This is a genomic window from Streptomyces sp. IBSBF 2435, assembly GCF_036815005.1.
Lineage (GTDB): Bacteria > Actinomycetota > Actinomycetes > Streptomycetales > Streptomycetaceae > Actinacidiphila.
The window spans coordinates 1-10,598 of record NZ_JAJSYW010000029.1 but is presented as its reverse complement, the minus strand read 5'-3'; the positions used below and the strand labels follow the sequence as shown (position 1 = coordinate 10,598).

Annotated in this window: 5 protein-coding genes; 4 read left to right on the top strand and 1 reads right to left on the bottom strand. The window is 71.8% G+C overall.

The genetic code is table 11. The annotated features are described in order from the left end of the window. Positions 1-812: 812 nt before the first annotated feature. Both V7E46_RS08335 and V7E46_RS08330 read left to right on the top strand, forming a co-directional pair. Positions 813-3,653, top strand: a complete 2,841-nt coding sequence (locus V7E46_RS08335) for a discoidin domain-containing protein (protein WP_333767819.1) — start codon at positions 813-815, stop codon at positions 3,651-3,653. Positions 3,654-3,873: 220 nt separating this feature from the next. Then, the gene (locus V7E46_RS08330) at positions 3,874-5,670 is read left to right on the top strand and encodes an adenylyl cyclase (protein ID WP_333767818.1); all 1,797 of its coding nucleotides are present in this window, start codon (positions 3,874-3,876) and stop codon (positions 5,668-5,670) included. Positions 5,671-5,778: 108 nt separating this feature from the next. Here V7E46_RS08330 and V7E46_RS08325 read toward each other — a convergent pair whose 3' ends face one another. Then, complete coding sequence (locus V7E46_RS08325) at positions 5,779-7,191, bottom strand: RICIN domain-containing protein (protein WP_333767817.1); 1,413 nt, start codon at positions 7,189-7,191, stop codon at positions 5,779-5,781. 395 nt (positions 7,192-7,586) lie between these two features. Between V7E46_RS08325 and V7E46_RS08320 the strand changes: the two genes are divergently transcribed. Together V7E46_RS08320 and V7E46_RS08315 are read left to right on the top strand one after the other, a co-directional pair. Further along, positions 7,587-8,579, top strand: a complete 993-nt coding sequence (locus V7E46_RS08320) for a LacI family DNA-binding transcriptional regulator (RefSeq protein WP_333767857.1) — start codon at positions 7,587-7,589, stop codon at positions 8,577-8,579. Positions 8,580-8,726: 147 nt separating this feature from the next. After that, positions 8,727-10,475: a glycoside hydrolase family 35 protein gene (locus V7E46_RS08315; protein ID WP_333767816.1), complete on the top strand. Its 1,749-nt coding sequence runs from the start codon at positions 8,727-8,729 to the stop codon at positions 10,473-10,475. The last annotated feature ends 123 nt before the right edge of the window (positions 10,476-10,598 follow it).

The window sequence follows — 10,598 nt, the reverse complement described above, 5'->3', positions numbered from 1 at the left end:
CCGCCGGGGGGGGGGGGGGGGGGGTTTTTGTTTTTGGCGGGGGGGGCCCCCCCCCCCCCCCCCCCCCCCCCGATCCCGTCTGAGCCATGCCGGACGAATTCCGGCCGACCCCGTCCGCTCTCACCGGCTTCCCGGCTTCCCGGCCCGAATGGGCACCTGCCCCCGCGCTATTCCGCGCTTCGGCCCTGGCGGACGGATCGGCCTTTCGGATTCCGGTGGCCGGAATTACCTGCACACCACGCGGTGGCCTCGCCTCTCGGCTTTCGGATCCCGCCCGCTGTCAGCGACCGCCATTCGGTGTTCCGATCAGCGGCCGGCCGACTCATGGCGCATATGTCCCGCCGCATCCCCGCAAACGGGTAACCGGGCTGCCTTCCCGTCAGGCGGGCCGGCTCTTCCGTACGACCCGCGATGACGCGATCGGCGTGACCTGCTCCTGCGGCCACCGTGCCGGGCGGGGCCCGCGCGGTGCCGGTCACGCGGTCCGTGCTGCCCGCTCACGTATGTGACCACTTGTGCCACGATTCTTCCAGCGGGTTGCGCGAGTTTTCCTCGATTCCGTTCATATCTTGTGTCTGGAGCCTTGTGGGCCCCTGCGGTGCTCTGTACGGTGTGCGTGATTCAAGCCGGGCACGGTGCCTGACGGCATGTCAGTGTCGCGGAGCCGCGAAAAGATCACCGGTCCCGGCACCGCACGTGGGGGCCGCCAGGCCGCCGGCGGTGCGGGGGTGCCGAGCTGTGTGCGGGCCCCGGCGGGCGCCGAGGCCTTTCCGATTCCCGAGGAGCACCCGATGCAAGGGCTCTCAAGAGGTATGCGCCTGGACTCCGTCCGGCGCCGTGCGGCGGCGGCCGTGGTCGCCCTGGCCGCCGTGACCGGTGTGGCGTGGACGCCGGCCGCGCCGGCCGGCGCCGCCGCACCGCACACCGGACAGGCCGCGCGCACCGCGCAGGCCGTCCGTGCGCCGTCGCCCGCCGCGGCCCCGGCCGCGGCAGCCGCGGCGGGTGCCACGACGCCGTTCACCAGCTATGAGGCCGAGGCGGGTGCCCTGGGCGGGGGCGCCACGGCGGTGTCGCTGACCGCGGCGCCGACGACGCAGTTCTCGAGCGCGACACTTGAGGCGTCCGGGCACGCGTACGCCCACCTCGCCGGCACCGGGCAGTCCGTGCAGTGGACCAACGCCACCGGGCAGCCGATCAGCTACCTCAACATCCGGGCCAGCATCCCCGACTCGGCGTCGGGCGGCGGGATCACCGGGACGCTCGACCTGTACGTCAACGGGACATTCCGGCAGGCGCTGAACCTCAACTCCAAGCAGACCTGGGTCTACGAGGGCAACAACAACTACAACACCAGCGACAACCAGAACCCGGCGGACGGCAGCCCGCGGGTGTTCTTCGACGAGTCGCACGCCTTCGTCACCGGCGCGCCGATCGCTGCGGGCAGCACCTTCTCCCTGGTGAAGGACTCGGCGAACACCGCGGCCTTCTACGACGTCGACGTCGTAGACGTGGAGAACCCGCCGGCGCCGCTCCCGCAGCCCGCGAACTCGATCTCCATCACCAGCTGCGGCGCGGTGGCGGACAACACGCCCACCAACGGCGCGGCCGACAGCGCGTCGGCCGACAGCCGCGCGGCCATCCAGAACTGCATCGGCCAGGCGCAGTCGCAGGGCAAGATCCTGTGGATCCCGCAGGGCACCTTCTACGTGAAGGGCACGTCGGGGCTGACCGCCACGGGCATCACGATCGCCGGGGCCGGGCAGTGGTACAGCACCGTCTACCGCGATGTGCCGGTGCCCAACAGCACCCCGCTGGGCGCGCTGTTCCAGGTGACCTCGTGCACCGTCCAGGACTTCCACATCGACGCCAACGCGGTCAGCCGCAGCACCATCGGCGGTGACGGCGGCGCGATGGACACCACCGGCACCAACTGGGTGGCCAGCGGCATCTGGACCCAGCACACCATGTCCGGCTTCTGGGCCTCCGGTACCGGCGGAACGGTCAAGAACAGCCGTCTGACGTCGATCTGGGCCGACGGGATCAACCTCAACAACGTCTCGCTCAACGCGACATCCGGTAACAACCTCACCGCGACCAACAACTTCGTCCGCGGCACCGGCGACGACGCCATGGCCATCAACTCGGTCAACTACAACACCAACGGCGACGGTTCGAAGACGTACTACAACCCGATGACGAACATCACCTTCACCCACAACACCACGATCGCACCGTGGGGCGGCAAGGGCATCGGGATCTACGGCGGCAGCGGCCACCTGGTCAGCGGCAACTACATCAGCGACACCGCCCGCTACATCGGCCTGGGGGCCGGCCGGTTCGGCGTCAACGGCAGCGACCTGCTCTCCGCGACCGTGTCGGACAACGTCGTGGTCAGGTCCGGCGGCAACGCCTACAGCCAGGGCCAGCCCGCCCTGCACATCGGCAACGGCGGCGACGGCCAGAACACCGGCACGGTCGACCATGTCACCGCCACCGGCAACACCGTCGCCAACTCGCTCTACGACGCCGTCGGCTTCTCCACCTCGACCAACACCCAGCTGCAGAACACCACCATCACCAACCCGGGCCGCAACGGCGTCGCCATCTCACCGCCGTTCTACCCCGCGCCCACCGGCTCCGCCACGATCACCGGCAACACCCTGACCGGACTCAAGCCGGGCAACACCGCGTACGTCAACAACTCCAGCGGCTTCACCGCCACGCTGAGCAACAACAGCTGGCAGGGCACCACGACGCCCGAGGCCCCGTACGGCGGCACCCCCGCCGCCGTCCCCGGCACCGTGCAGGCGGAGAACTACGACACCGGCGGCCAGGGCGTCGCCTACAACGTCACCTCGGTCAACGGCAATGCCAACTCCTACCGCTCCGACGGCGTCGACCTGGAGGCGACCTCGGACACCGGCGGCGGCTACAACCTCGGCTGGACCACGGGCGGCCAGTGGTTCCGCTACACCGTCAACGTGGCCACGGCCGGGACCTACTCGCTGAACCTGCGCGTCGCCGCCCCCGCCGCCGTCAGCGGCGCGCTGCACCTGTCCAACGCCGCCGGCGCCAACCTGAGCGGCGCGGTCACCGTACCCGCCACCGGCGACTGGCAGACCTGGGGCACGGCCACCGCCACCGTCACCCTCCCCGCCGGGCAGCAGGTCCTGACGCTGAACCAGGACAACGGCGGATGGAACCTCAACTCCCTCGCCTTCGCCGCCGGCGCCCCCGCCAACACAAACCTGGCGGCGGGCAAGTCCGCGAGCGCGGCCAGCGTCAACCAGACGTACAGCGCGTCGAACGTGACGGACGGCAACCAGGACACCTACTGGGAGAGCGCCAACAGCGCCTTCCCGCAGTGGGTGCAGGTGGACCTCGGCGCGGCGCGCAGCGCCGGCCGGATCGTCCTGCAGCTCCCCGCGGGCTGGGGCGCGCGCACCCAGACGCTGTCCGTCCAGGGCAGCACCGACAACAGTGCGTTCACCACCGTGCTGGCGTCGGCCGCCCGGACCTTCGATCCGGCCACGGGCAACACGGTGACCCTCACCTTCCCTGCGACCACCCAGCGCTACTTCCGGGTGAACATCACGGCCAACACGGGCTGGCCGGCCGGCCAGATCTCCGAGGTCCAGATCTGGACCTCGTGATCCGGGCTTGCTCCCACGACGACGGTGCCGCCGGGCGCGCAAGCCGCCCCGGCGGCACCGCCGTGTCCGGACCGTCCGCCCTTCGCGCCCAACCGAGTTATGACCGTCGCCCGTATTGACGCTGCATGGGCACGATGATTCACTCCGTCTCTGAGAGCGCTCTCACGCGGCCCAGGACCAGCCGCACATCTCCTCCCCACCCACCACTCCAGGGAGAGCCGTGACCGTCATTCCCACTCGCCGCACCATGCTCCGCGGGGCAGCAGTCGCCGCCGCCGCGGTGCCGCTGGCCGGCGGTATCTCCACCGGGTCAGCCGTCGCCTCCTCGCCCGCACACCGGGACGCCGGCCTGGGGCCGAACGTCCTCGTCTTCGACCCGTCCATGGGCGACGCGGCGATCCAGGCGAAGGTCGACGCCGTCTTCGCCACCCAGCAGTCCAACCAGTTCGGCACGGAGCGGTACGCGCTGGCCTTCAAGCCGGGCACCTACCACGTCGACGTCAACGTCGGCTTCTACACCCATGTGCTCGGGCTCGGCGACAGCCCCGACGACGTCGTGATCAACGGGCACGTCACGGTCGACGCCCAGTGGCTGGAGGGCAACGGCACACAGAACTTCTGGCGTGCCGCGGAGAACCTGAGCATCGTGCCGCCGGACGGGCTGGAGCGCTGGGCCGTCGCCCAGGCCGGCCCGATGCGCCGCGTCCACGTCAAGGGCAACATGACCCTGTGGCCGAGCCCGCCCGGCAACCAGTGGTCCAGCGGCGGCTTCCTGGCCGACAGCGTGGTGGACGGCCAGGTCGAGTCCGGCTCGCAGCAGCAGTGGCTGTCCCGCAACGACACCTTCGGCAGCTGGACCGGCTCCAACTGGAACATGGTCTTCGTCGGCACCCAGGGCGCCCCCGCCCAGAGCTTCCCCACCCCGCCCTTCACGGTGGTCGACCGGACCCCGGTCGTCCGGGAGAAGCCCTTCCTGACCGTGGACCGGCACGGCTCCTACAGCGTCTTCGTGCCCGCGCTCCGCCGCGACAGCGTCGGCACCACCTGGGCCCACCGGCGGGCCGAGGGACACAGCATCGCGCTGTCCCGCTTCCACGTTGCCAAGCCCGGCGACTCCGCCACGGAGATCAACCGGGCACTCGCCCGCGGCCGGCACGTCCTGTTCACCCCGGGCATCCACCCGCTGTCCTCGCCGCTGCGGGTGACCCGCCCCGGCACCGTCATCCTCGGGCTGGGCCTGGCCACCCTCCAGTCCACGCACGGCAATTCCCTGATCGAGGTCGCCGACGTCGGCGGCGTCACCGTCGCCGGCGTGCTCCTGGAGGCCGCCTCGGCCCGCACCCCCGTACTGCTCCGGGTCGGCCACGGCCCCAGCCGGATCAGGCACACCGCCGACCCCACCGCGCTCTTCGACGTCTACGCCCGTATCGGTGGCGCGCTGCCCGGCGGCGCGACCGTCAGCGTCCAGCTCGACAGCAACGACGTGATCTGCGACAACATCTGGCTCTGGCGCGCCGACCACGGCGACGACGGCACCGTCGGATGGTCGGTCAACCCGGCCGACACCGGCTTCCTCGTCAACGGCGACCACGTCACCGCCTACGCCCTGGCGGTGGAGCACTACCAGAAGTACGAGGTGCTCTGGAACGGCAACCACGGCCGCACGTACTTCTTCCAGAACGAGCACCCCTACGACGTCCCCACCCAGGCCGCCTGGGTCCACGGCGCCTCCAACGGCTACGCGGCTTACAAGGTCGGCGACCGGGTCACCGACCACCACGCCTGGGGGCTGGGCAGCTACTGCTTCTTCAACCTGGAGGCGAACATCTACACCGACCGCGCCTACGAGGTCCCCGACACCCCCGGCGTCGTCTTCACCGACCTGATGACGGTCTGCCTCAACGGCGCGGGAGGCGGCGGCATCCTGCACTGCATCAACAACGCCGGCGACCCCGTCCAGAACGGCTTCGGCACCTTCAACATGAAGGGCTACGCGAACGGCGTCGGGAGCGTCTGACACCCCGCGACACCCCCTGATCGGGCGCGGCCCCCTCCGGGCCGCGCCCGATCCTTGCGTCCTACGCGGCGGGCACCGGCCCCGGGCGGTGCCCGCGGCGGGCGCCGTTCAGCCCAGTGTCCAGGTCTGGTTGGCGCCGCCCGTCGCGCTCCACTGCTCGACCAGCGCGCCGTCGGCGGTGGACGCGCTGACGACGTCGGCGAGCAGGCCGCTGGTGAGATTCACCAGGACGTAGCCGGCGCCGGACGCGGAGGTGTAGTTGCCGGTGGCCTGGAGGGCCCACTTCTGGTTGCTGCCGCCGTTGCAGGTCCAGATGTCCAGCCGGGTGCCGGTGTCGGCGGACCCGTCCGGGGTCTCCAGGCACTTGCCGCTGCCCGCGCCGGTGACGGTGTAGACGTTGTCGCCGGTCCTGTGCAGTGTCCACTGCTGGTTCTGCTGGCCGTTCGCGCTCCACTGGTCCACCGCGGTGCCGTCCGCGGTGGCCTGGCCCACGGCGTCGAGCACCTTGCCGCTGCCCGCGGAGGTCAGGCGGCGGGTGCCGTCCGCCGGGTTGCTGGTGCCGGTCCAGGTGCCCGCCGTGACGTCAAGGGTCCAGGAATTCTGCCAGCCGGCCTCGGCGGTGGCGCCGCTGAGGGCCAGCGGCAGCCAGACCATCGGTGAGGAGCCGAGGTCGCCGGTGGTCCAGCGGTCCGCCGCGAAGACGTACGCCGTGCCGGAGGCGCCCTGCACCGGGATCACGTTGGCGGTCTGGCTGTTGTACGTGTGGGTGCCGGCGGGGGTGAAGGGCCGGAAGGCGGACCAGGGGCCCGTCAGCGAAGTGGCGGTTGCGTAGACGTTGTCGTTGGTGGACCAGCCGGACAGCGAGGAGCCGAAGACGTAGTAGCGGCCGTTCGCCTTGACCATGGCGAGCGCCTCGTAGTCGGGGAGCGTCTGCACGGTGGCGGTGACCGACAGGTAGTCGGCCGACAGCCGGTCGACGCGCAGGCCGTTGGCCCGGTCCTCGGTCAGCAGGTACGCCGACCCGTCGCTGTCCTGGAACAGCCCGATGTCACGGCTCTGGAAGCCCAGCGGCTGGAAGCTGCTCCGGTACGTGTACGGGCCGCAGGGCGTGGCGCTGGTGGCCACGCCGACCTTGGCCTCGCCGTAGCTGCTGCTGTCGATGTGCAGGTACATCACATAGGTGTGCGTCGTGGCGTTGTAGATGACCTTGGGGCGCTCCACGACACGGTTGGGGCCGAGGTCCCCGCTGCCCTGGCGGGTGAGGGCGTCGGCCTGGCGGGCCCAGTGCGACAGGTCGGACGAGCTGTAGCAGGTGATGGACTGGAAGGCGGCGTTCGAGGACGATTCGCCGGCCTTGTTCTCGCCGAAGCCGTACCAGGTCGAGCCGGACTTGACGATGCCCAGGCCGTGCAGCTGGAGGGGCGTGCCCGAGCTGTCCTGCCACGCGGCCCCGGGCGTGAAGGTGCTCGTGGCGGCGGCGTGCGCGGACGGTGCGGCGACGGCCGGCAGCAGTGCCGCCATGGCGGCGCAGAGGCACCAGAGCCATCGCTGACGCGCACGCGCCGTCCATGACGACGTGCCGGACAAGAGGAGCATGGCGACCTCGCAGGGAGAGGAAGGGTGGGGGAGTGCTCGCTCACTCGTGGATGATTGCGTAAACATCCGTGCTGTGAGGGGAGTGTTGCCCGGCCGGCCGGGCCCGTCAAGGGTCCGCGCACGCATCCCCCGGCGAGGCCGCGGCGCCGCGAAGATCCGGACCGGCAGGCCCTAGACTGTCTTGTCCACGTGCCGGCGCCGGCACGTAGGTCGATCCCGTACGAGGTGCGAGCAGCAGCGTGGAGAAGAGCGGTACGGCCGGCACGGCAGGCGGCGGGGGTGCGCAGCCCTCCTCGGCCCCGCGCCGGCGCGGGGCGTCGATGGCCGACGTGGCCCGGCTCGCCGGTGTGTCCGCGCAGACCGTCTCCCGGGTGTCCAACGGCTTCCCCGGCGTGGTGGAGTCCACCCGGCAGCAGGTGCTCGCCGCGATGAAGGAGCTGGGCTACCGGCCCAACAGTGCCGCCCGGGCGCTCAAGAGCGGCCGTTTCCACACCATCGGCGTGATCATGTTCAACCTGTCCACCACCGGCAACACCCGCACGCTGGAGGCGATCGCGACCTCCGCGGCGGCCGAGGGCTACGCGATCACGCTGCTGCCGGTGGCCGTGCCCACCCAGGACAGCCTGCGCGGGGCGTTCACCCGGCTGGGCGAACTGGCCGTGGACGGCATCGTCATCCTCATGGAGGCACACCTGCTGGACGCCGCCACCGTGACGCTGCCGCCGCGCGCGCATGTCGTCGTCGTCGACTCCAACGCCGGCGACCGCTACTGCGTGGTCGACACCGACCAGGTCGGCGGCGCCAGGACGGCGGTGGAGCACCTGCTCGCCCTCGGGCACCACACGGTGCGGCACATCGCGGGTCCGGCCGACTCCTACTCGGCCGAGCGCCGGGTGGAGGCGTGGCGCGCGGTCCTGCGGGAACGCGGCCGCGCGGCCTCGGAGCCGCTGCGCGGCGACTGGTCCGCCGAGTCCGGCTACCGGGCGGGGCTGCGGCTGGCCGCCGACCGGGACTGCACCGCCGCCTTCGCCGCCAACGACCAGATGGCGCTCGGCCTGCTGCGCGCGCTGTCCGAGCGGGGCCGCCGCGTGCCACAGGACGTCAGTGTCGTCGGCTTCGACGACATTCCGGAGGCGTCGTCCTTCATCCCGCCGCTCACCACCGTCCACCAGGACTTCTCCGAGGTCGGACGGCGCTGTGTGGAGGGCGTGCTGCGGCAGATCCGCAACGACCGGGAGGAGACCGGCACCACGCTGGTGCCGACCCGGCTGGTCCTGCGCGGCAGCACCGCCGAGCCGTCCGGGCGTTCCTGACGGCGTATCGCCGTACGCGCCCGCGGGCCGCCGGGCGGCGCCTTGACATGCCGCTCACCGGCTGGGCAGACTCGCAGCCGTTGATGGTTACGCAAACATCTCCCCGGCCGCCTCCGGCGCCGACCCGGAAAGAGCAGGCGATCCCCCATGCCCGAACTGCGGATCGACCCCGACGGCTTCCTCCTCGACGGCGAGCCGTTCCGCATCCTGTCCGGCGGGCTGCACTACTTCCGGGTGCATCCCGGGCAGTGGGCGGACCGGCTGGCGAAGGCGCGGCATCTGGGCCTGAACACCGTCGAGACCTACATCCCGTGGAATCTCCACCAGCCCGCCCCCGGCGCGACGCGGATGGACGGCGGCCTCGACCTGCCGCGCTTCCTGGACCTGGCGGCGGAGCAGGGCCTGCACGTGCTGCTGCGCCCGGGACCGTACATCTGCGCGGAATGGGAGGGCGGCGGGCTGCCGTCCTGGCTGCTGGCCGAGCCAGGGATCCGGCTGCGCAGCACCGACCCGCGCTATCTGGACGCGGTGGACGCCTGGTTCGGCGCCCTGCTGCCGTGCCTGACGCCGTATCTGGCCACCCGCGGCGGACCGGTGCTCGCGGTGCAGGTCGAGAACGAGTACGGCGCCCATGGCGACGACCAGGACTATCTGACGCACCTGGCCGGGCTGCTGCGCGGGCACGGCGTCGACGTCCCGCTGTTCACCTGCGACCAGCCGGCTGACCTGGCCCGCGGCAGCATCCCCGGGGTGCTGGCCACCGTGAACTTCGACACCGGCGCCGCGGTGCACCTCGCCGCGCTGCGCGCCCACCAGCCGCAGGGGCCGCTGATGGTCACCGAGTTCTGGAGCGGCTGGTTCGACCGCTGGGGCGCCGCCCGCACCGTCCGCAGCGCCGCCGACGCCGCGGCGGAACTGGACGCGGTGCTGACCGCGGGAGCCAGCGTGAACCTCTACATGTTCCACGGCGGCACCAACTTCGGCTTCACCAACGGCGCGAACCGCAAGCACACCTACCGCCCGACCGTCACCTCCTACGACTACGACGCGCCGCTCGACGAGTCCGGCGACCCCACGCCGAAATACGCCGCCTTCCGCGAGGTCATCGCCCGCCACGCGCCCGTCCCCGACGCCCCGGCCCCCGAACCGTCCAGGAAGCTGAACGTGCCCGGCATCCGGCTGGGGGAGAGCGCGTCGCTGCTGGCCTGCGCCGACCGGCTGGGCGAGGCGGTGGCAGGACCGCGCCCGCTGGCCATGGAGGAACTGGGGCAGGACTTCGGCTTCGTCCTCTACGCCGCCCGGCTGCCCGCCGCGGGGCCGGCCCACCTGCGGCTCGACGGTGTCCGCGACCGGGCCCAGGTCTTCGTCGACGGGCAGCCGGTCGGCGTCCTGGAGCGGGAGAGCGACCACCGGGTGCTGACCTTCACCGTGCCGTCCGCGGGCGCGCGGCTGGAGGTGCTGGTCGAGAACCAGGGGCGGGTCAACTACGGCCCCGGCATCGCCGACCGCAAGGGCCTGCTCGGCGAGGCGCGGCTGAACGGCGAGCCGCTCGGCGAGTGGACCAGCCGCCCGATCGGCCTCGCTGACCCGGGCGCGCCGGCCTACCGCCCCACGCAGGCCGCCCCGGTCGGCCCCGCCTTCTACCGCGGCGCCTTCACCGTGGAGGAGCCCGCCGACACCTTCCTCGATCTCGCGGGATGGACGAAGGGCAGCGCCTGGATCAACGGCTTCCCCCTGGGCCGCTACTGGTCGCGCGGCCCGCAGCGGCGGCTCTATGTGCCGGGGCCGGTACTGCGGGCCGGAGCCAACGAGATCGTCGTGCTCGAACTGCACGCCACCGCGGACGCCGGCGTCGATCTGCGCGACACCCCGGATCTCGGTCCGACCCAGGAGTAGCCGGCCGCCGGCCCGCCCCCTCGGATGCGGGGTTCCGTTCCTGGTGTGGTTGCGCAACCATGGTGCGGGTGGGCCGGCAGTGCCTCTGTCGGCCCACCCCCACTCTCATATAAACATACCCAC